Raw genomic sequence first — 20,723 nt, 5'->3', positions numbered from 1 at the left:
TAGGACCGCTATCGCGAGCAGGCTCACTCCTACAGGGGTTTTGTGCTGGACTTGAGATGTAAAAAGCCCCGGGACTTTCGTCGCGGGGCTTGTGGACAACTCAAGCAGAATCAGTGCCCGCCCAGATAAGCGTTGCGCACCTCCTCATTCACCAGCAGCTCCTTACCAGTGCCAGTCAGGCGAATCTCGCCGTTGACCATTACATACGCCCGATCCGACAGCTTCAACGCATGGTTGGCGTTCTGCTCGACGAGGAAAATGGTCATGCCGGTTTTCGCCAGTTCCCGCAGGGTGGCGAAGATCTGTTTCACCACGATCGGCGCCAGGCCCAGGCTCGGTTCATCGAGCAACAACAGCTTCGGCCGGCTCATCAGCGCACGGGCGATGGCGAGCATTTGCTGCTCGCCGCCGGACATGGTCATCGCCCGCTGAGTGCGGCGTTCTTCGAGCCGTGGGAACAGCTCGAACATGCGCTGCATGTCCTCCTTGGCGTACTTGTCGCCAATCGGGATGGTGCCCATCAGCAGGTTCTCCTCGACGGTCATGTCGGGGAACACCCGCCGCCCTTCCGGCGACTGCGCGATGCCGTTGGAGGCGATGTAGTGCGAGGACTTGTGGGTGATGTCGACGCCTTGATAGAGGATCTGCCCGCCCGCCGCGCGCGGCTGGCCGAAGATCGACATCAGCAGCGTCGATTTACCCGCGCCGTTGGAGCCGATCAGGCTGACGGTCTCGCCTTCGTTGATCTGCAGCGACACGCCTTTGAGGGCTTGGATCGGGCCGTAGAACACGTCCAGGTCTTTCAGTTCGAGGATCGGTTTGCTCATACCAGTTCCTCTTCGTCGGCGCCCAGGTAGGCGGCAATCACTTTTGGATCATGGCGGATCGCGTCAGGCCCGCCTTCGGCGATGACCACGCCGTGATCCAGCACCACGATGTGGTCGGAAATGCTCATGACCATGCCCATGTCGTGTTCGATCAGCACCACGGTCAGATCATGCTCGTCGCGCAGCAGCCGGATCATCGCGCTCAGCGCTTCGGTTTCCTGAGGGTTGAGGCCGGCGGCCGGTTCGTCGAGGCAAATGATCTGCGGCCGCGTGCACATGGCCCGGGCGATTTCCAGACGGCGTTGCTGACCGTAGGACAGTTCACCGGCCAGACGGTTGGCGCAGTCCACCAGATCGACCACTTCCAACCAGTAGAACGCGCAGTCCAGCGCATCGCTTTCGGCCTTGCGGTAACCCTTGGTGTTGAGGATGCCGGCGAGCATGTTGCGGTTGACCCACATGTGCTGCGCCACCAACAGGTTTTCCAGTACCGACATTTCCTTGAACAGGCGAATGTTCTGGAACGTCCGGGCCAGGCCGGCGCGGTTCACCAGGTGCGTACCGCCGAACATCTTGTAGTACAGGCGACTGAGGAAGCTTTTCGGCGACACGAAATCAGTCGGCTTGAACGATTCGCCCAGCAGCCGGATGACGTTGGTCTGCTTGCCGCGCACGTTGAGTTCGATCTTGCCGCCGGAGGCCTTGTAGAACCCGGTCAGGCAGTTGAACACCGTGGTCTTGCCGGCGCCGTTGGGGCCGATCAGGGCGAAGATCGAGTTGCGTTTGACCTTGAGGCTGACATCGCTCAAGGCCTTGATGCCACCGAAGTGCATCATCAGTTTTTCCACAGAGAGTACGACTTCACTCATGGCGCAGTCCTCTCATAGTGAATGGCACCTTTGCGTGGAGTGACCCCGGTACGGCTGATGCGGATCAGCCCGCGTGGTCGCCAGATCATCATCAACACCATCAGGATGCCGAACAGCAGCACGCGGTATTCAGCGAAGCCGCGCAGCAGTTCCGGAGCAACCGTCAACACGAATGCCGCGATCACCACGCCGATGGTCGAACCCATGCCGCCGAGCACGACGATGGCGAGGATCAGTGCCGATTCGAAGAAGGTGAACGAGGTCGGGTTGACGAAGCCCTGGTAGGTGGCGAAAAACACCCCGGCCAGGCCTGCGGTCGATGCACCGATGGTGAACGCCGAGAGCTTGACCAACACGTGGTTCAGGCCCATCGAGCGGCAGGCGATTTCATCTTCGCGCAGGGCTTCCCAGGCGCGGCCCACCGGCATTTTCACCAGACGATGCTTGATATACAGCACGGCCAGTACCACCAGGAACAACACAGCGTAGATGAAGTAATACTTCACGTCCGGGTTGTAGGCGATGCCGAAAAACTCATGGAACGGCACCCCGCCATCCTTGGCCCGTTTGCCAAATTCCAGGCCGAAGAACGTCGGCAGTGGCGCCGGCATCCCGTTCGGACCGCCGGTCAGCGACAGCCAGTTGTTGAGGATCAGGCGGATGATTTCACCGAAGCCCAGGGTCACGATCGCCAGATAGTCACCGTGCAGACGCAACACCGGGAAACCGAGGATGCAGCCGGCCAGGCCCGCGGTGATCGCCGCCAGTGGCAGCACGGTCCAGAAGCCCAGCCCGAGGTATTGATAACCGAGCGCCAGACCGTAGGCGCCGATGGCGTAGAACGCCACGTAACCGAGGTCGAGCAGGCCGGCCAGACCGACCACGATGTTCAGCCCCAGCCCCAGCAGCACGTAGATCAACCCGAGGATGACCACGCCCAGCAGGTACGAGTTGGAGACAAACGGCACGATGACCGCGAGCACAATCAGCAGCGGGATGATCCAGCGCAGCGAGGATTTATGATCGGCAGGCAGCACGTGTACACCGGAACCGGTGCTCTCGAATCCGTCGAGAATCTTCAGGCCCTTGGGCGTCTGCAGAAACAGACTCAAGGCAAAACGGCCGATCATCACAATGCCGATAAGCCACGCGACGCGGGTCGGCTCAAGATTGAAGCTGTAGCCTTCGAGCACGACGCCGACAATCGGGCCGAACACGATCAGGGCAATGAGGCCGGCCAGAATCGCCTCAACCAGACTTTTTTTGATATCGATGGATTTTTGGGTGGTTGAAGACATCGCTTACACCTTCGACACAAGAGGACGGCCCAACAGACCCTGAGGCCGGAAGACCAGAACAAGTACGAGCAGCGAGAAGCTGAACACGTCTTTGTAGTCGGAGTTGACCAGGCCCGAGAACAGCGACTCGGAGATCCCGAGAATGATCCCGCCGAGCATCGCGCCGGGCAGTGAGCCGATCCCGCCAAGCACGGCGGCGGTGAACGCCTTGATGCCGATGACGAAGCCTGCGTAGAAGTCGAACGTGCCGTAGTTCATGGTGATCAGCACGCCGGCCAGGGCCGCCATCGCTGCACCGATGATGAACACGTAGGAAATCACCCGGTCGGTGTTGATCCCGAGAATCGAAGCCATCTTGCGGTCTTGCTGGGTGGCGCGGCACATGCGGCCGAGCTTGGTGTACTTGATCACGTAGGTCAGCAGGCCCATGCCGACGAACGCGGCGACCAGAATGAACACCTTGGTGTAGGTGAGCTGGACGAAACCTGTGCCGACGTCGATGCGCCAGGCACCAGTGAGCAGCGTCGGAACACCCTGTTGGCGGGCGCCCTGGCTGATCTGGGCATAGTTTTGCAGGATCAGGGAGATGCCGATGGCACTGATCAGTGGTGCCAGTCGGGTGGAGTTGCGCAGAGGTTTGTAGGCGACGCGTTCGATTACCCAGCCATAGACGCCGGTGACGACGATGGTGAAAACCAGCGTGCCGAGCATCAACAGCGGGAAGGATTCGATACCGAAGTAAGCCAGCAGAGCCAGACTGATTGCCGCCAGGTAAGCGGAAATCATGTAAACCTCGCCGTGGGCGAAGTTGATCATGCCGATGATGCCGTAGACCATTGTGTAGCCGATGGCGATCAGGCCATAGACCGACCCGAGGGTCAGGCCGTTGACCAGTTGCTGCAGGAAAATACCATCCATAACGCAATCTCACGCAATGAGAACCTGCCCACCTGTGAGCGGGCGGTTCCTCTAGGAAAAATACAGATTTACGTCGGAGCAATGCAGACACGTTCCCCCAACACCATCGCCTCCTGTGGGAGCGGGCTTGCTCGCGAATGCGGTGTATCAGCTACCGTTGATGGCGACTGACACCCCGCATTCGCGAGCAAGCCCGCTCCCACAGGGGTTCATGGTGTTCGGATGATCGCGTCAGCCCTTACTTCTGTTTTTCCAGCTGATGGTATTTGCCGCTCGCGTCCCACTGGTAAACCACGTAGTCGGACACTTTCAGGTCGCCTTTCTTGTCCCAGGACTTCTCGCCCATGACGGTTTTCACCGGGTTGGCCTTCAGCCACTCGGCTGCTTTTTCGCCACTGTTGGACTTGGCGCCATTGAAACCGGCCGCCAGGGCCTGAATCGAAGCGTAGGCGTACAGGGTGTAGCCTTCAGGCTCGGTCCCGGCCTTGCGGAACTGCTCGACCACGGCCTTGCTTTCCGGCAGCAGGCGCGGGTCGGCGCCGAAGGTCATCAGCACGCCGTCAACGTATTGCGGGCCGCCGGCGGTGGTCACCAGTTCGTCGGTGACGATGCCGTCGTCAGACATGAACTTCACATCTTTCAGGCCTTCGGTGCGCAGTTGCTTGACCAGTGGGCCGGCTTCCGGGTGCAGACCGCCGAAGTACACGACGTCGGCGCCAGCGGCGCGGATCTTGGTGACCAGGGCGCTGAAGTCTTTCTCGCCACGGGTCAGGCCTTCGTAGATCACCGGGGTCACGCCGCGCTTGATCAACTGAGCCTTGGTCGCATCGGCCAGACCTTGACCGTAGGTGTCCTTGTCGTGGATCACCGCGACTTTCTTGCCCTTGAGCACGTCGACGATGTAGTCGCCAGCGACAATGCCTTGCTGGTCGTCACGCCCGCACATACGGAACATCGCGCTCAGACCGCGCTCGGTCACCTGCGGGTTGGTGGAACCCGGGGTGATCGCGATAACGCCGGCTTCGTCGTAGATTTCCGAGGCTGGAATGGTGGAGGAAGAGCAGAAGTGACCGACCACGCCGGCGACTTTCTGGTTCACCAGGTCCTTGGCAACCGTCACCGCCTGCTTCGGTTCACAGGCGTCATCGCCCTTGACCAGTACGATTTTCTCGCCGTTGACGCCGCCCGCCGCGTTGACCGCGTCCGCCGCTGCCTGTGCACCCTTCATGTACTGCTCGCCAAATGCCGCGTTGGCGCCAGTCATTGGACCCGCTACACCGATTTTCACATCAGCTTGAGCAAACGCAGAAACACCCAACGCAGTAGCCACTGCGAGGGCCAGAAAGCCTTTCTTGTAAAACGTCTGGGACATGAGGTGGTGCTCCAAGGTTTTTTTTAGTTGGCACTGCGACTTCACTTCACTGAATGCTCTGAGCAAGCGCCGTGCCATCGGTTTTTTATTCTTCAAAAAGTCGCTGCTTTCTTGTTATTTCGACTGTTTCGTTCCCATTTTCATTGGGCGTGCAACCGTCTAAACCGCGGAAGGTGAAACCTTTTTAAATCTGAGGCGCAACCCGCTTGCGCCATCATTGCAACCGCGGCACCAAACGACGTGCAACCAGCCTGTAACAGCTCGCGTCACCGAACTGCACACTGCTGGTGCGGGACTGCTACAACCCGCACCATTACAGGCTAGTCGCTGCATCGAAAAGCGCCGCTTCCGGCAACATATTTCAACACTCAAATCACGATGCGCAGGCACTGGCCCGCGTGATACAGCGAGAACCCGGCCTCGTACAGGCAACTGCGCAGGCCGACACCGGCCAGGGGCTGCATCGGTGCGAAGGGGATCGGCAGGGCTTGAGGATTTCCGTTACACAGGTAGTCGGCGAAGGCTTTGCCGACCACAGTGCCGGTGGTCACGCCACGGCCGTTGTAACCGGTGACGGCCACCAGTCCGGGTGCCGGCTCGAACAGCCGCATCAAATGATCGGGGGTGAAGGCGATGCGCCCGGTCCAGGTGCATTCCCATTCCACCGGTTTCAGGTTGGGGAAGTAGTGTTGCTGCACCCGGTCAGCCCAGGCTTTGAGGAACCACGTCGGTTTCTGATTGCCGTTGCCCAGGCTGCCGAGCAACAACCGGCCATCCTTGTCACGACGGATGCTGCTCAGGACCTGCCGCGTGTCCCACGAGCCCTGCCCGCCGGGGAGAATGTCATGGGCCGCGTCTTCGGTCAGCGGCACCGAAGCGACCTGATAGTAGTAACCGGGGAAGAAATTGCGCTTGAGTTCGGTCCAGTCGCCTTCGGTGTAGGCGTTGGAGGCGATCACCACTTGCTCGGCGAGCACCGAACCGTGCTCGGTCTGCACTGACCATTGCTGGCCCATGCGCTCGAGACGGGTCACTGGCGAGTGATCGAACATCTGCCCGCCCAGCCCCTTCACCGCGTTGGCCAGGCCGGTGACATAGGCCATCGGGTTGAGCGTGCCGGCACGCCGATCGAGCAGCGCCGCAGCAATCTTCTGCGTACCGGTGGCTTGCTCGCAGGCCTTGCCGGTGAGTAGTTCAACCGGCGCCCCGCGGCGCTTCCATTGTTGCTCGCGACTGCGCAGATCCGCTTCGCCCTTGGCGTTGTGCGCCATGTGCAGGGTGCCTTCGCGGCGCAACTGGCAATCGATGTTGTATTTATCCACAAGGCTGAACACCAGCGCTGGCGCCGCCCCGAGCATGCGGTTGAGCTGACTGCCGACCGCTTCGCCGAATCCGGCCTCGATCTCGTCCGGCGGGATCCACATGCCGGCGTTGACCAGCCCGACGTTGCGTCCGGAGCCGCCATGCCCGGCGCGATGCGCTTCGAGCACACAGACGCTTTTGCCCTTCTCCAACAGATGCAGCGCCGCCGACAACCCGGTAAACCCGGCGCCGATCACGCAGACATCGACTTTGACCTCGCCCCGTAGCGCGGTGTTATCCGGGCGCTGAGGCGTGAGTTTTTCCCACAGACATTCTTCGCGTAACGGCATTGCCAGACTCCAACAGAAACCTGCCAAACACACTGCTGATCCTGTGGGAGCGGGCTTGCTCGCGAAAGCGGTGTTTCAGCCAACATCTGTGTCGACTGACCCACCGCTTTCGCGAGCAAGCCCGCTCCCACAGGGGATCTGCTTCATTCCAAACTCAGTCGAAGGTGATGCCCTGCGCCAGCGGCAACTCCAGCGAGTAGTTCACGGTGTTGGTCTGGCGGCGCATGTACGCGCGCCAGGCGTCGGAGCCCGACTCACGACCGCCACCGGTCTCCTTCTCGCCACCAAACGCGCCGCCGATTTCCGCGCCGCTCGGGCCGATGTTGACGTTGGCGATGCCGCAGTCGCTGCCGACCGCCGACATGAACTGCTCCGCCTCGCGCACGTCGGTGGTGAAGATGCACGACGACAGGCCTTGCGGCACCGCATTGTTCAAGCGCAGCGCTTCCTGGAAGTCGCTGTAGCCGACCACGTAGAGGATCGGCGCAAAGGTTTCGCTGCAGACCACGTCGCTCTGCTCCGGCATTTCGACGATGGCCGGCGACACGTAGTAGGCGTTGGGGAACTGCTCTTCCAGCTGACGCTTGCCGCCGAACACCCGGCCACCCTCGCTCAGCGCCTGCTCCAGCGCGTCCTGCATGTTTTCGAAGCTGTGTTTGTCGATCAGCGGGCCGACCAGATTGCCTTCCAGCGGATGGCCGATGCGCACTTTGGCGTACGCGGCCTTGAGGCGGGTGACGATTTCTTCCTTCACCGACTCATGGGCGATCAGGCGACGCAGGGTGGTGCAACGCTGCCCGGCGGTGCCGACCGCACTGAACAGAATGGCGCGCACGGCCATGTCCAGATCGGCGCTCGGGCCGAGGATCATCGCGTTGTTGCCGCCCAGTTCGAGAATGCTGCGGGCGAAACGCGCGGCGACTTTCGGCGCCACTTCGCGGCCCATGCGGGTGCTGCCGGTGGCGCTGATCAGCGCCACACGCGGGTCATCCACCAGCGCTTCGCCGGCATCACGGCCACCGATGATCACCTGGCACAGGTGCGCCGGCGCATCGCTGAAATTCTTCACCACACGGTCGAACAGCGCCTGACAGGCCAGTGCGGTCAGCGGAGTTTTCTCAGACGGTTTCCACACCACCGGGTTGCCGCAGACCAGCGCCAGCGTGGTGTTCCACGCCCACACCGCGACCGGGAAGTTGAACGCACTGATCACACCGACCACGCCCAGCGGATGCCAGGTTTCACGCATGTGGTGGCCCGGACGTTCGGAAGCGATGGTCAAGCCGTACAACTGACGGGACAGACCGACGGCGAAATCGCAGATGTCGATCATCTCCTGCACTTCACCAAGGCCTTCCTGAGTAATCTTGCCCGCCTCCCACGACACCAGTTCGCCGAGATCAGCCTTGTACTCGCGCAGCACTTCGCCGAACTGACGCACCAGCTCGCCGCGGCGCGGCGCCGGCACCTTGCGCCATTGCTCGAAAGCATGATCTGCGCGACTGATGTGCTGCTCGACTTCGGCCGGGCCTTCCCAGTTCACGGCGGCGATGCGGCTGCCGTCGATGGGCGAATGCACCGGCACTTTGCCGTTCTGGTACAGGGCCGGGTTCACACCAAGACGATCAAGCAATGCGGCAACCATGGGTCACTCCTCAAGCGAAAAACTGAATGTGTGCGGACGCATTGTCGCGACCGGGCAGGCCTTTAGTTGTAGCGTCAGTACGGCGAGGCAACAAACGACCTTTACGCGAGATATCATTCCGTTTATTCATGCTGAGCATAGAAAGACAAGAAAAAGGGATCACCCATGCTGAACAAACGCCACTTGCCGTCGATCACCGCGTTGCAGTGCTTCGAAGCCGTGACCCGGCACCTGAGCTTCACCCGGGCCGCCGAAGAACTGAACCTGACCCAGAGCGCCGTCAGCAAACAGGTCGCGCAGCTTGAGGAGTTGTTGCAGCACTTGTTGTTCCGCCGGGTGCGTCGGCGTTTGCAGATGACCCCGGCCGGAGATTTGTACCTGGTGGAAGTCCGAAAAATCCTCACCCAGGTGGAAATGTCCACGCATTACCTGCGTTCCTACGGCGGCGAGACCGAAGTCCTGCGCGTCTCGACGCCTTCGACCTTCGGCGCACGCTGGCTGGTACCGCGCCTGAAAGGCTGGCGTCTGCGCCATCCGTCGATCCATCTCGACTTGTGCAACGAGCAGGAGGCCGACGATTTGCTACAGGGGCGCAGCGATCTGGCGTTCTATTTCGGCCAGGGCTCACGCCCCGGCACCGAGTGCCTGAAGCTGTTCGGCGAAGAGCTGGTGCCGGTCTGCGCACCCGGCAGCCTGCCGGATCAGCCGTTCACCGACCCGACGCAACTGACCGATCTGGTGCTGCTGCAAAATGCCTCGCGCCCACAGGCCTGGCACGACTGGTTCGACAGTCAGGGTTACCACACCGAACACAGCTACCACGGGCCGCGCTTCGAAACCTTTTATATGTGCATCCGCGCTGCTCAGGTCGGCTGCGGCGTCGCGCTGCTGCCACGGTTTCTGGTGGAAGAGGAATTGGCCGACGGCAAACTGGTCATTCCCTGGCAGCATGCAATGCCCAGTTCCGACGCTTACTACCTGGCCTACCCGGAGCATGCGGCGGAAGTGCCGAAGGTGCGGGATTTTGTGAAGTGGATGCTGGAGCAGATTGATAGCCCGGACCTGACGCCGATATAGAGTTTTCAACAACCCTGTGGGAGCAAGCCCGCTCCCACAGGTGATCTCGGCGCTCTTAAAAAATGCTGGCAATCCCCACCGCTGATATGCGCCACTAGCGTCATTGATTGATCCCGCGCATCCGCGCGGTGCACCTGGAGACCCCGTTTATGAGCGAGAGTGTGTTTGCCGATCGCATCGTGCAGAACCTGCTCGACACCGACTTCTACAAACTGACGATGATGCAGGCGGTGCTGCACAACTACCCCAACGTCGAAGTCGAATGGGAGTTTCGTTGCCGTAACAGCGAGGATCTGCGCCCGTATCTGGCCGAGATTCGTTACCAGATCGAGCGCCTGGCCGAACTGAGCCTGAGCGCCGACCAGTTGAGTTTTCTCGAGCGCATCACCTTCCTGAAACCGGATTTCCTGCGCTTTCTCGGCCTGTTCCGCTTCAACCTGCGCTACCTGCACACCGGGATCGAGAACGGCGAACTGTTCATCCGTCTGCGCGGTCCGTGGCTGCACGTGATTCTCTACGAAGTGCCGCTGCTGGCGATCGTCAGCGAAGTGCGCAACCGCTATCGCTACCGGGAAATCGAACTGGTACAGGCGCGCGAACAGCTGTATCGCAAGTTCGACTGGCTCAGCGCCAACGCCTCGGCCGACGAACTGGCGCAATTGCAGGTCGCCGACTTCGGCACCCGCCGGCGCTTTTCGTACCGCGTGCAGGAAGAAGTGGTCAACGTGCTCAAGCACGATTTCCCCGGGCGCTTTGTCGGCACCAGCAACGTGCACCTGTCCCGCGAGCTGGACATGAAACCGCTGGGCACCATGGCCCATGAATGGATCATGGCCCACCAACAACTCGGCCCACGCTTGATCGACAGCCAGATCGCCGCCCTCGACTGCTGGGTGCGCGAGTACCGGGGTTTGCTGGGGATTGCGCTCACCGACTGCATCACCACCGACGCGTTCCTCGGCGATTTCGACCTGTTCTTCGCCAAGCTCTTCGACGGTCTACGCCACGATTCCGGGGATCCGGTGCAGTGGGGCGAAAAATGCATCGCCCACTACCATAAGCTCGGCATCGACCCGATGAGCAAGACCCTGGTGTTCTCCGACAGCCTGACCCTGCCCAAGTCGCTGGAGATCTTCCGCGCGCTGCACGGGCGGATCAACGTCAGCTTTGGCATCGGCACCAACCTGACCTGTGACATTCCGGGTGTCGAACCGATGAGCATCGTGCTTAAAATGACCGCCTGCAACGGCCAGCCGGTGGCGAAGATCTCCGACGAGCCCGGCAAGACCCACTGCAAAGACCCGAATTTCGTCGCCTATTTGCGACATGTGTTCCAGGTTCCTGCCGATTCCAGTCTATCTAGCAAGGAGTGAATTCATGCAAGCCGTACAGCGTGAGATTGCTGAACAGCTCAAGGTGCAACCGCCATTCGCCGGGCATCAGGCCCTCGAAGCGGAAGTCGCCCGGCGCATCACCTTTATCCAGGATTGCCTGGTCAATTCCGGACTCAAGACCCTGGTGCTGGGCATCAGCGGCGGCGTCGATTCGCTGACCGCCGGCCTGCTGGCCCAGCGCGCCATGCGTGAGCTGCGCGAACGCACCGGCGACAACGCCTACAAGTTCATTGCCGTGCGCCTGCCGTACGAAACCCAGTTCGACGAGCACGACGCCCAGGCGTCGGTGGACTTCATCGCTCCGGACGAACGCCACACGGTGAACATCGGCCCGGCGGTCAAATCGCTGGCCAGTGAAGTCGCGGCGTTCGAAGGCAAACACGCGGTGTCGGTAGATTTCGTGCTCGGCAACACCAAGGCGCGGATGCGCATGGTCGCCCAGTACACCATCGCCGGCGCGGCGCACGGTCTGGTGATCGGCACCGACCATGCGGCGGAAGCGGTGATGGGTTTCTTCACCAAGTTCGGTGACGGCGCCTGCGACCTGGCGCCACTCAGCGGTCTGGTGAAAAACCAGGTCCGGGCGATTGCCCGCAGCTTCGGCGCACCGGAATCGCTGGTGGAAAAAGTGCCGACCGCGGATCTGGAAGACCTGTCGCCGGGCAAACCGGACGAAGCCTCCCACGGCGTGACCTACGCCGAGATCGACGCCTTCTTGCACGGCGAGCCGGTGCGTCAGGAAGCGTTCGACATCATCGTCAACACCTACAACAAGACCCATCACAAGCGGGTCATGCCGTTCGCACCTTGATCGGCGACCGAATGAAAAAGCCCGCTGAGGAGCGATCCTCAGCGGGCTTTTCTTTGGCCAGTTCACCTGTCGATGCTGATGGCCTCTTCGCGAGCAAGCCCGCTCCCACAGTGTCCCGGTTGTTCACAGAATGTGTGACCGACACAAACCCTGTGGGAGCGGGCTTGCTCGCGAAGAACGATAACGCGGTGAGCCTGCTTACTTCACAGCAATGGTGCCTTTCATCATCGAGATGTGGCCCGGGAAGGAGCAGAAGAAGCCGTAATCGGTACCGGCAGTCAGCTTCGATACATCAATGGTCAGCGTGTCTTTCTCGCCGGCACCGATGATCTTGGTGTGAGCGATCACGCGCTCGTCGCCGTCTTTCAGGTAGTTCTTGTCGATGCCAGCGGCCAGGCCGTCGGTGGCGATCGGCTGCATGTCAGCGGTTTTGCTGACCACCAGGTTATGACCCATGACGTTCTTCGGCAGGCTGCCGGAGTGAGTCAGTTCGACGGTGAAGGTCTTGCAGCTCTTGTCGATCACGATCTCCTTGGTGTTGAAGGACATCTGGTCGGTGGAATCAACGGTGGTTTTGCACTCGGCAGCCATCAATTGGCTGCTGGCCAGCGCCAGCAGGGATACCGCAACAACTTTGGAAAACATGGTGAATCTCCAAGGCAGGGTTAACAAAAACACTAATGGTGGAAAGACTGCCTGAAATCTTCGCAAGTTCCTATGACTTGAGTCAAAAATTGTATACAACTTTCAGGCTATGACACTCATCGAAACAATCTACCGGCCAGAATCCACGGCCGGGCCTATGATCGGCGCATCTACTGAAACGGAGTGCCTGTCATGTTCTTTAACGGTCTGTTGTGCAGTTTGCTCGCCGCCTACGCCTGTGGCGCCAGCGGTACCTTTGAATCGCCAGAACGCGAAGCTTAGTCCTTGGATCAAGGCGTGCCAGCCATTACCCTGTGACGGATTGACCCAGGAGGAAGGCATGTCTCTCAAATCCGTTTGTGTATTTTGCGGTGCCAACGCCGGCACTGATCCGGCTTACACCGAAGCCGCCCAAGCCCTTGGCCGGGCACTCGCCGAGCGCCAACTGACGCTGGTTTACGGTGGGGGTGCCGTGGGCCTGATGGGCCTGGTGGCGGACGCCGCACTGGCCGCCGGCGGCGAAGTGATCGGGATCATTCCGCAAAGCCTGATGGACAAGGAGATCGGTCACAAAAGCCTGACGCGTCTCGAAGTGGTCGATGGCATGCACGCGCGCAAGGCCCGCATGGCTGAACTGAGCGATGCGTTCATCGCGTTGCCCGGCGGCCTCGGCACGCTGGAAGAGCTGTTCGAAGTCTGGACCTGGGGCCAGCTCGGTTACCACGGCAAGCCGCTGGGGCTGCTTGAGGTGAACGGTTTTTACAGCAAACTCACCGCTTTTCTTGACCATATCGTCGGCGAAGGCTTCGTTCGCGCCCCACACCGTGACATGCTGCAAGTGAGCGAATCAGCACAAACGCTGCTCGACGCCCTGGATAACTGGAAGCCGACCGTCACGCCCAAGTGGGTCGACCAAAAACCCGGCTAACCGCCAGGCACCGATACAGGGCAGAATACGCGCCGCTCAACCTCACCTTCGACCCCAGAGGATCGCCCATGGCCAAACCCAATTACTCCTTCGCCAAACGTCAACGAGACCTGGAAAAGGAAAAGAAGAAAGAGGAAAAGCTTCAGCGCAAGAAACAGCAGGCTGAAGAAGCGGCACTGAACCCTGACGGTGAAGTGGCGACTGACAACGATGATGAAGTTGTTGATGCACCGAAAGACCAGGCGCCTGACGCCTGAGCTGATTGCTGATTCGCTCCCAGAGGGAGCGATCTGTGGCGAGGGAGCTTGCTCCCGCTGGGTTGCGCAGCGACCCCAAATTGTTTTGCAACTGCTTCGCAGTCGAGCGGGAGCAAGCTCCCTCGCCACAAAAGCTCCCCACTCTCGATTGTCTTCATTCCAATGGCATCACCGTGACCCGCACTTCCGGATCATGCGAACCGCCCCCCAGAATCACCCCGCGCAACGGCGACACATCGGAAAAATCCCGGCCCCACGCCAGGGTGATGTGCTCCAGCGCCGGCTGCACGTTGTTGGTCGGATCGAAATCCACCCACCCCAGTACCGGACAAAATACTGACACCCAGGCATGCGACGCATCGGCGCCAATCAGCCGTGGCTGCCCCGGTGGCGGCTGGGTCAGCAGATAACCACTGATGTAACGCGCCGCCAGCCCCCGTGAACGCACGCAGGCAAGCATCAGGTGGGCGAAGTCCTGACACACGCCGCGTCGGCGCTCCAGCACCTCGACCAGCGGCGTCGCCACTTGCGTCGCCTCGGCGTCGAAGGTGAATTCGCTGAAAATCTTCTGCATCAACGCCTGCACGCCCAGCAACAAGGGCCTGCCCGGTGGAAAACAGCTTTCGGAAAACTCGACGAAACTGCGTTTCAAATGCACGTAGGGTGACTGAAAGCGATAGCGACAAGCCTCCAGCATTTCAGCAGACAACGGCAGGCTGCTGTAGGTCAGCGCGTTGCGCGTCTGCTCCCACGCCGGGGACAGATCGAAATCCGCCAGCGGCCGCGCCAGCACCTCAACCGTGAGCCGCGCGTTGACCTGCAATTCATCATGCGGGCGCTCAAAGGCCAGCCGGGTCAGCGGATTGCCGAACACATCCAGTTCATCCCGCCGCGTGGTCGGCTCCGGGCTGATCAGCAATTGCTGCTCGGTGCAGCGCTGCCATGTGCACTCGCGCGGCCACAGGTGCGCCAATTGCTGTGCCAGGGAAACCGGGCTGTCGTAGTGGTAACAGGTGTCGTGAAAGATCTGGTAATGCGCGCTCATCAGACGGACACCGTACGCTGGCTGACATCATCGACATGGGCAAAGTGGCGCAGCGCCAGACGATCGGACACCTGACCGCTGGCCTCGGCAATCTCTTGCAGCAGATCCGCCAGACCATCGAGCGCGGCACGCACGCTGTTCTCCCCGAACAGCGGATTCTCCAGACAGCCCAGATCGAACCGCGCCAGACGCTCGACCAATTGCGGCAACCCCGCCTCGCGAGGCACGCCGAAATCATCATTCAGGCGCTTGAGTGTGCGGGTCACCAGTTTCAACTGGAACAGCACCGCGTGCGGGTTCTGCTCATCCAGCAGCAACAGGTCGAGCACCGGAATCAACTGCGCCACCGCCAGATACCGCGAACGGTAGGTGATGCTGCTGTTGCCCAGTTCCAGCAGCCATTCCAGCCCCGCCTGATCGAACGCCCCGGCGCCGCGCAGAAATGCGGCCAGACTGCGGCTGAGAAACTGCAACCGTTCGATCCGCCGACCGATCATCAGAAAGCGCCAGCCTTCGTCGCGGGTCATGTCGTCGAGCGCGAAACCCGAAAGCGCCGCCAGCGACATCACCAGCCGGTTGAGGAAATCCAGCAACTCGCCGAAGTCCGGCTCCTCGGTGTCCAGTTCCAGCGCCTCGCGTTGCAACTCGACCAACGCCTGCCAGTTCTCCCGCGAGAGCTTGCCGCGCACCTGCGAGGCCGCCCACTGCAGGCGCTGCAGGTTGGAGCGCAGACTGAACGACCAGTCCTCGCCGAGCAGCGCCGCCAGCAGCCGCTCCGGCAACTCACCCTCCTCCGGCAGCAACATCAGCCGCTCGCCCAGCTCCACGGCGGCCTGCAAGGCTTGCGGATCGTCGCCATCGACATAACGCGCGAGCATGATTCGCAGCAGTCGCGCACTGTCGTCGCAACGCTCGCAGTAGCGGCCGAACCAGAACAGGTTCTCCACCACCCGCGAGGGCAGGTAAGGGTCGCGGCGCACCAGATCGTGTACGCCGACGTTGCGCTGGGTTTTCCACTGTTCGCCGCTGGGCGCACGCTCGCCCAGCACCCAGGTGTCCTTGCTCGCTCCGCCACGTTGCATCGACACCACTTCGGCATCGGCCTCGGCGGCGACCCGGGTCAGCCCACCGGGCAATACGCGATAGCCGTCACCACTGGCCACCGCGTACACGCGCATGCCGATCGCTCGCGGTTGCAGTTGACCGTCTTCGGCCTGCCAGATCGGCGCCTGGGACAGCTGCGCCAACTCTTGCGCGACATACGCGTACGGCCGCGCCTGCATGCGCTCGGCAAGTGCCTGGCGCTGTTGTTCACTCAGATCGCGGCCGAATACCGGCGCGAAGCTTTGCGAGGGGAATGCCGGTTTGATCAGCAGCTCGGGAAGCTTTTCCAGCGCCTGCGCCAGCACCGGCGCCTCGCCGCACCACCAGGTGGCGATAGACGGCAGGAGCAGTTCTTCGCCGAACAGGTACTGATTGATCTTCGGTAAAAATCCGAGCAATCCCGGTGATTCCAGCACGCCGCTGCCCAAGGCGTTGGCCACCAGCACCCGGCCCTGACGCACCGCTTCCAGCAGACCAGGCACACCAAGTGCCGAATCGGTGCGCAGCTCCAGCGGATCGCAGAAGTCATCGTCGAGCCGGCGCATGATCGCGTGCACCCGGCGCAGACCACTGAGGGTTTTCAGGTACACCGTGGCATCGCGCACGGTGAGGTCGCCGCCCTCCACCAACGGATAACCGAGCTGGCGTGCCAGATAAAGGTGTTCGAAGTAACTTTCGTTGAAGCGCCCGGGCGTCAGCAACACCACCAGCGGCGCGTCGTCGGCACACGGCGCCTGACGCGCGAGGGTTTCCTGCAGGGTGCGGAAGAAGCCGGCCAGGTGCTGCACTTTCAGATCGCGGTACAACTCGGGAAACGCCCGCGAAACGATGGTGCGGTTTTCCAGCGCATAACCCGCGCCCGACGGCGCCTGGGTACGATCCGCCGTGACCCACCAGCGTCCGTCCGGCGTGCGCGCCAGGTCCACGGCGTACAGATGCAGAAAGGCCCCTTCAGGCGGAGCAATGCCCTGACAGGGCCAGAGAAAATTGTTGTGGCCGAACACCAGCTCCGCCGGTAACAGCCCTTCGCTGATCAACCGCTGCGGCCCGTACAGATCAGCCAGCACCGCATTGAGCAACCGTGCACGCTGGGCAATCCCCGCCGACAGTTGCTGCCACTCATCAGCAGCGATCACGTGCGGCAGCAGGTCCAGCTCCCACGGGCGGTCGGCGCCCTTGGGATCGGCATAGACGTTGTAGGTCACGCCGTTTTCCTGAATCTGCCGGGCCAGCAGCGCCTGCCGCTGCACCAGTTGCGCCGGGGTGCTGCGCTGCAATTGATCGAACAGCCGCCGCCAATGCGGGCGCACTTCCCCGCTGTCATTCAGCAGTTCGTGATAAGTGCCCGCGGTCAGCGGGTAGCGGTCTAGCAGGTCAGGCATGGAAAGCTCGGCAGACAGCAGGGAACGGTCAGACTAACGCAGGCACATGACGTGCGGATATACGAAAAATCCGCATGTCGTGCAGGACTTAGAAACGTCGCAAATCGAGCGTCATCGGCAGCTCGTCGGAGATTGTCAGGTTAGGTATCGGAAGTTTCCCCGGCGTGTGTCCGATGCGGAAAAACCGCGCCATGCGCCGGCTCTCCGCTTCGTTGGCATTGACCGGCAAGGTCTCGTAATTACGCCCGCCCGGGTGTGCAACGTGGTACTGGCAACCGCCCAGCGAACGTTGCATCCAGGTATCGAGCAAATCGAACACCAGCGGCGCGTGCACCGGAATGGTCGGTTGCAGACAGTTGGCCGGTTGCCAGGCCCGAAAGCGCACACCCGCGACGAACTCACCGATGCGCCCGGTCGGTTGCAGCGGCACCGGAATACCGTTGCAGGTCAGCAGATAACGCTGCGGCGGCAGACCGCTGAGTTTGATCTGCAAACGCTCCAGCGACGAATCGACATAACGCACCGTGCCGCCCGCCGTGCCCTCCTCGCCCAGCACATGCCAAGGCTCCAGCGCCTGACGCAGTTCCATCTCGATGCCACTGACCGCGTAATCGCCGACCTTGGGAAAGCGGAACTGCAGATGCGCGGCGAACCACTCGGCGCGCAATGGATAACCGGCGTTGTTCAGTTCGACGATGACGTCGGCAAAATCCTGCTCGATAAAGTGCGGCAGCATGAAGCGGTCGTGTAGCTCGGTGCCCCAGCGCGCCAACTTCGGCGGCGCATACGGCTCACGCCAGAAGCGTGCCACCAGTGCCCGCAACAGCAACTGCTGGGCAAGGCTCATGCGCGCGTGCGGCGGCATTTCGAAAGCGCGCAGCTCCAGCAGGCCGAGACGCCCGGTGGCGCCGTCCGGCGAATACAGTTTGTCGATGCAGAACTCGGCACGATGGGTGTTGCCGGTGACGTCGATCAGCAGATTGCGCAGCAGTCGATCCACCAGCCACGGCGCGCACGCTTCGCCCGGTTCTGGCATCTGCGCAAAGGCGATTTCCAGTTCGTACAAGGCGTCGTTGCGGGCTTCATCGACCCGCGGCGCCTGAGAGGTCGGGCCGATGAACAAGCCGGAAAACAGGTAGGACAGCGACGGATGGTTGTGCCAGTAGCTGATCAGGCTGCGCAGCAGGTCCGGGCGGCGCAGGAACGGTGAGTCCGCCGGGGTCGCGCCACCAAGGACGAAATGGTTGCCGCCGCCGGTGCCGGTGTGGCGGCCGTCGATCATGAATTTCTCGGTGGTCAGCCGCGTCTGTCGCGCCTCTTCATAAAGAAACTCGGTGCGCTCGACCAGTTCGTCCCAGGTCGCGGAAGGCTGCACGTTGACCTCGATCACGCCCGGATCCGGGGTGATGCGGAAATTGCTCAGGCGCGGATCACTCGGCGGCTCGTAACCTTCCAGCAATACCGGGCAATGCAGCTCTTCGGCGGTGGCTTCGATGGCCGCCACCAGCTCCAGATAGTCCTCGACCCGCTCCAGCGGCGGCATGAACAGATACAGACGCCCTTCACGGGCCTCTGCACAGAATGCGGTGCGGGTCAGCCAGTCGGCGGACTCGTCGATCTTCGGCGCACGTTCGGCGGCTGCGGCGGGTTCGGCATGGCTGTTGAGCTGCGCGATATCCGGCAGCTCGGGGAAGTCCTGATTCGGATCGCTGGGATGAATGAACGGGTACTCCGCCGCCTTAACCCACGGCTGCGAGGCGAGCGGCAAGCGGTAACCCAGCGGTGAATCCCCCGGCACCAGTCGGCAATGCTCGTCGCGCAGATACCAGCGCCCGCTCTGCCATTGATCACCCTTGGCGGTACGCGCCAGCGGCAGCACCTGGCCGATCACTTTATCCAGGCCCTGAGCGAAAACCTTGCGCAGTCGCGCACGCTCCAGTGGCTCTTCCAGTCGCGAATCTTCAGCACTGACGTTGCTCGGCAATGCGCCCTCACGCCAGAGGTAATAGAAATGGTCTTCGTAGGCTGGAAACACGAAACGTGCGGGCAGTTTCAGGCGTTCGGCAACACTCGCCAGAAAACGCCCGGCCAGTTCGCCATTGGCGCCATAGTCCTGCTGCTCGTCGGCGATCAGCGCGTTGTTGTGCCAGATCGGCACGCCGTCGCGGCGCCAATAGCAGTTGAGTGACCAGCGCGGCAATGGCTCGCCGGGATACCACTTGCCCTGACCGAAATGCACCAGACCTTTCGGCGCATAGTGCTGGCGCATGCGCTGGAACAGTTCGGCGGAGAGTCGGCGCTTGTCCGGGCCCAGTGCGGCGGTGTTCCATTCGGCACCGTCCGGATCGTCGATGGAGACGAAGGTCGGCTCGCCGCCCATGGTCAGGCGCACATCGCCTTCCAGCAGATCGGCATCGATCTGTCGGCCCAGCGCCTGAATCGCCAGCCACTGCTCATCGGTGTAGGGTTTGGTGACCCGTGGCGCTTCCCAGATCCGCTCCACCGACATTTCGTGGCTGAACTGGCACTCGCACGGTTCCACCAGGCCACTGATCGGCGCCGCCGAGGACGGATCGGGACTGCAGGCCAGCGGGATATGCCCTTCACCGGCGAACAGCCCGGACGTGGCATCCAGACCGATCCAGCCAGCGCCGGGCAAGTACACCTCGCACCACGCGTGCAGATCAGTGAAGTCCACTTCGGTACCGGACGGGCCGTCGAGGCTCTTCACGTCAGCGGTCAGTTGAATCAGATAACCGGAGACGAACCGCGCGGCCAGCCCGAGGTTGCGCAGCAACTGCACCAGCAGCCACGCCGAGTCACGGCAGGAACCGGACGCATGTTCGAGGGTGTGTTCCGGGGTTTGCACGCCCGGTTCCATGCGGATCAGGTAGCGGATGTCTTCGCTGAGACGCTGGTTGAGCATCACCAGGAAATCCACGGCGGGCTGCGGCGTGCGGTCGATCCCGTCCAGATAGGCTTTGAAGGCGGGCGTCAGCGGCAGGGTTTCGAGGTACGGCGCCAGCTCCTTACGCTCATCGGCCGCGTAGGTGAAGGGGATTTTCTCGGCGTAGGGTTCGAGGAAGAAATCGAACGGGTTGAACACCGCCATCTCGGCCAGCAGGTCGACTTCGATGCGCAACTCGTCGGTTTTCTCGGGGAACACCAGACGCGCGAGGTAGTTGCCCTGCGGGTCTTGCTGCCAGTTGATGAAATGCTGCTCGGGCGAGACCTTCAGCGCATACGAGAGGATCCGCGTGCGGCTGTGGGCGGCCGGGCGCAGGCGAACGATCTGCGGGCCGAGTTCGACAGCGCGGTCGTAGCGGTAATGCGTGACGTGATGCAATGCGACATGAATCGACACGGCGTGCCTCCTGCGAGCCTAAGCGTATTCGAAAGCGCGCAAGACTTATGCCATGCAGAGGCTTGGGCGCTTTCCCGGAATGCTCAGGGCAGTACAGCACCAAAATCGGGCGATGCGGGGAAATGGATTGAGGAA

The 20,723-nt window shown here is 61.7% G+C and carries 16 protein-coding genes; 5 read left to right on the top strand and 11 right to left on the bottom strand.

Translation table 11 applies throughout. The features are described from left to right. Positions 1–110: 110 nt before the first annotated feature. From ACVHNU_RS27915 to amaB, 7 genes are all read right to left on the bottom strand, one after another. Positions 111–827 (bottom strand): ABC transporter ATP-binding protein, encoded by a 717-nt coding sequence (locus ACVHNU_RS27915; RefSeq protein ID WP_047600666.1) that lies wholly within the window; start codon positions 825–827, stop codon positions 111–113. Then, positions 824–1,696 carry an ABC transporter ATP-binding protein gene (locus tag ACVHNU_RS27910; RefSeq protein ID WP_473018690.1) on the bottom strand — a complete coding sequence of 291 codons (873 nt, stop codon included), beginning with the start codon at positions 1,694–1,696 and terminating at the stop codon, positions 824–826. The genes ACVHNU_RS27915 and ACVHNU_RS27910 overlap by 4 nt, the downstream gene beginning before the upstream one ends. Further along, positions 1,693–2,994 (bottom strand): high-affinity branched-chain amino acid ABC transporter permease LivM, encoded by a 1,302-nt coding sequence (gene livM / locus ACVHNU_RS27905; RefSeq protein WP_473018689.1) that lies wholly within the window; start codon positions 2,992–2,994, stop codon positions 1,693–1,695. The genes ACVHNU_RS27910 and livM overlap by 4 nt, the downstream gene beginning before the upstream one ends. 3 nt (positions 2,995–2,997) lie before the next feature. Then, complete coding sequence (locus ACVHNU_RS27900; protein ID WP_003221160.1) at positions 2,998–3,912, bottom strand: ABC transporter permease subunit; 915 nt, start codon at positions 3,910–3,912, stop codon at positions 2,998–3,000. A 238-nt stretch (positions 3,913–4,150) separates the two neighbouring features. After that, the gene (locus ACVHNU_RS27895) at positions 4,151–5,284 is read right to left on the bottom strand and encodes a branched-chain amino acid ABC transporter substrate-binding protein (protein WP_003221158.1); all 1,134 of its coding nucleotides are present in this window, start codon (positions 5,282–5,284) and stop codon (positions 4,151–4,153) included. A gap of 368 nt (positions 5,285–5,652) precedes the next feature. Beyond that, positions 5,653–6,936 carry an L-pipecolate oxidase gene (amaA, locus tag ACVHNU_RS27890; protein WP_003221156.1) on the bottom strand — a complete coding sequence of 428 codons (1,284 nt, stop codon included), beginning with the start codon at positions 6,934–6,936 and terminating at the stop codon, positions 5,653–5,655. A gap of 154 nt (positions 6,937–7,090) precedes the next feature. Next, a complete protein-coding gene (gene amaB, locus ACVHNU_RS27885; RefSeq protein WP_123589212.1) occupies positions 7,091–8,581 on the bottom strand; it encodes an L-piperidine-6-carboxylate dehydrogenase in 1,491 nt (496 codons plus the stop codon). 165 nt (positions 8,582–8,746) lie between these two features. Here amaB and ACVHNU_RS27880 point away from each other — a divergent pair, with 165 nt between their 5' ends. The 3 genes from ACVHNU_RS27880 to nadE all read left to right on the top strand — a co-directional run bounded on the left by ACVHNU_RS27880 (position 8,747) and on the right by nadE (position 11,863). Further along, the gene (locus tag ACVHNU_RS27880) at positions 8,747–9,658 is read left to right on the top strand and encodes a LysR family transcriptional regulator (RefSeq protein ID WP_098966954.1); all 912 of its coding nucleotides are present in this window, start codon (positions 8,747–8,749) and stop codon (positions 9,656–9,658) included. Between the two features lie 149 nt (positions 9,659–9,807). After that, positions 9,808–11,031, top strand: a complete 1,224-nt coding sequence (gene pncB / locus ACVHNU_RS27875) for a nicotinate phosphoribosyltransferase (protein ID WP_003221154.1) — start codon at positions 9,808–9,810, stop codon at positions 11,029–11,031. A gap of 4 nt (positions 11,032–11,035) precedes the next feature. After that, on the top strand, positions 11,036–11,863 hold the full coding sequence (gene nadE, locus ACVHNU_RS27870) for an ammonia-dependent NAD(+) synthetase (protein ID WP_047290995.1): 828 nt from the start codon (positions 11,036–11,038) through the stop codon (positions 11,861–11,863). Between the two features lie 198 nt (positions 11,864–12,061). Here the strand turns inward: nadE and azu are convergent, their stop codons facing one another. Continuing rightward, complete coding sequence (azu, locus tag ACVHNU_RS27865; RefSeq protein ID WP_098966950.1) at positions 12,062–12,508, bottom strand: azurin; 447 nt, start codon at positions 12,506–12,508, stop codon at positions 12,062–12,064. Between the two features lie 340 nt (positions 12,509–12,848). Between azu and ACVHNU_RS27860 the strand changes: the two genes are divergently transcribed. Beyond that, positions 12,849–13,436: an LOG family protein gene (locus ACVHNU_RS27860; RefSeq protein WP_003221147.1), complete on the top strand. Its 588-nt coding sequence runs from the start codon at positions 12,849–12,851 to the stop codon at positions 13,434–13,436. A gap of 68 nt (positions 13,437–13,504) precedes the next feature. Continuing rightward, positions 13,505–13,693: a hypothetical protein gene (locus ACVHNU_RS27855; protein WP_097089877.1), complete on the top strand. Its 189-nt coding sequence runs from the start codon at positions 13,505–13,507 to the stop codon at positions 13,691–13,693. 154 nt (positions 13,694–13,847) lie between these two features. On the opposite strand, the gene ACVHNU_RS27850 is transcribed toward ACVHNU_RS27855, so the two are convergent. From ACVHNU_RS27850 to ACVHNU_RS27840, 3 genes are all read right to left on the bottom strand, one after another. Continuing rightward, positions 13,848–14,738 carry a transglutaminase family protein gene (locus ACVHNU_RS27850; RefSeq protein ID WP_045122270.1) on the bottom strand — a complete coding sequence of 297 codons (891 nt, stop codon included), beginning with the start codon at positions 14,736–14,738 and terminating at the stop codon, positions 13,848–13,850. Next, positions 14,738–17,224 carry a circularly permuted type 2 ATP-grasp protein gene (locus tag ACVHNU_RS27845; protein ID WP_473018688.1) on the bottom strand — a complete coding sequence of 829 codons (2,487 nt, stop codon included), beginning with the start codon at positions 17,222–17,224 and terminating at the stop codon, positions 14,738–14,740. Before ACVHNU_RS27845 ends, ACVHNU_RS27850 begins: the two co-directional genes overlap by 1 nt. Before the next feature lie 88 nt (positions 17,225–17,312). Further along, positions 17,313–20,588: a transglutaminase family protein gene (locus tag ACVHNU_RS27840; RefSeq protein WP_473018687.1), complete on the bottom strand. Its 3,276-nt coding sequence runs from the start codon at positions 20,586–20,588 to the stop codon at positions 17,313–17,315. Positions 20,589–20,723: the final 135 nt, after the last annotated feature.

It is taken from the genome of Pseudomonas sp. Ors-4-3C, from assembly GCF_055755035.1.
The sequence above is the reverse complement of the archived record's forward strand: the minus strand, read 5'-3'. Positions and strand labels throughout refer to the sequence as shown.

Coding starts and splice junctions, on each gene's coding strand:
- ACVHNU_RS27845 (WP_473018688.1), bottom strand. CDS start 17,224: ATGCCTGACCTGCTAGACCGCTACCCGCTGACCGCGGGCACTTATCAC.
- ACVHNU_RS27915 (WP_047600666.1), bottom strand. CDS start 827: ATGAGCAAACCGATCCTCGAACTGAAAGACCTGGACGTGTTCTACGGC.
- ACVHNU_RS27895 (WP_003221158.1), bottom strand. CDS start 5,284: ATGTCCCAGACGTTTTACAAGAAAGGCTTTCTGGCCCTCGCAGTGGCT.
- amaA (WP_003221156.1), bottom strand. CDS start 6,936: ATGCCGTTACGCGAAGAATGTCTGTGGGAAAAACTCACGCCTCAGCGC.
- ACVHNU_RS27855 (WP_097089877.1), top strand. CDS start 13,505: ATGGCCAAACCCAATTACTCCTTCGCCAAACGTCAACGAGACCTGGAA.
- pncB (WP_003221154.1), top strand. CDS start 9,808: ATGAGCGAGAGTGTGTTTGCCGATCGCATCGTGCAGAACCTGCTCGAC.
- amaB (WP_123589212.1), bottom strand. CDS start 8,581: ATGGTTGCCGCATTGCTTGATCGTCTTGGTGTGAACCCGGCCCTGTAC.
- ACVHNU_RS27850 (WP_045122270.1), bottom strand. CDS start 14,738: ATGAGCGCGCATTACCAGATCTTTCACGACACCTGTTACCACTACGAC.
- ACVHNU_RS27910 (WP_473018690.1), bottom strand. CDS start 1,696: ATGAGTGAAGTCGTACTCTCTGTGGAAAAACTGATGATGCACTTCGGT.
- ACVHNU_RS27880 (WP_098966954.1), top strand. CDS start 8,747: ATGCTGAACAAACGCCACTTGCCGTCGATCACCGCGTTGCAGTGCTTC.
- ACVHNU_RS27900 (WP_003221160.1), bottom strand. CDS start 3,912: ATGGATGGTATTTTCCTGCAGCAACTGGTCAACGGCCTGACCCTCGGG.
- nadE (WP_047290995.1), top strand. CDS start 11,036: ATGCAAGCCGTACAGCGTGAGATTGCTGAACAGCTCAAGGTGCAACCG.
- azu (WP_098966950.1), bottom strand. CDS start 12,508: ATGTTTTCCAAAGTTGTTGCGGTATCCCTGCTGGCGCTGGCCAGCAGC.
- ACVHNU_RS27860 (WP_003221147.1), top strand. CDS start 12,849: ATGTCTCTCAAATCCGTTTGTGTATTTTGCGGTGCCAACGCCGGCACT.
- livM (WP_473018689.1), bottom strand. CDS start 2,994: ATGTCTTCAACCACCCAAAAATCCATCGATATCAAAAAAAGTCTGGTT.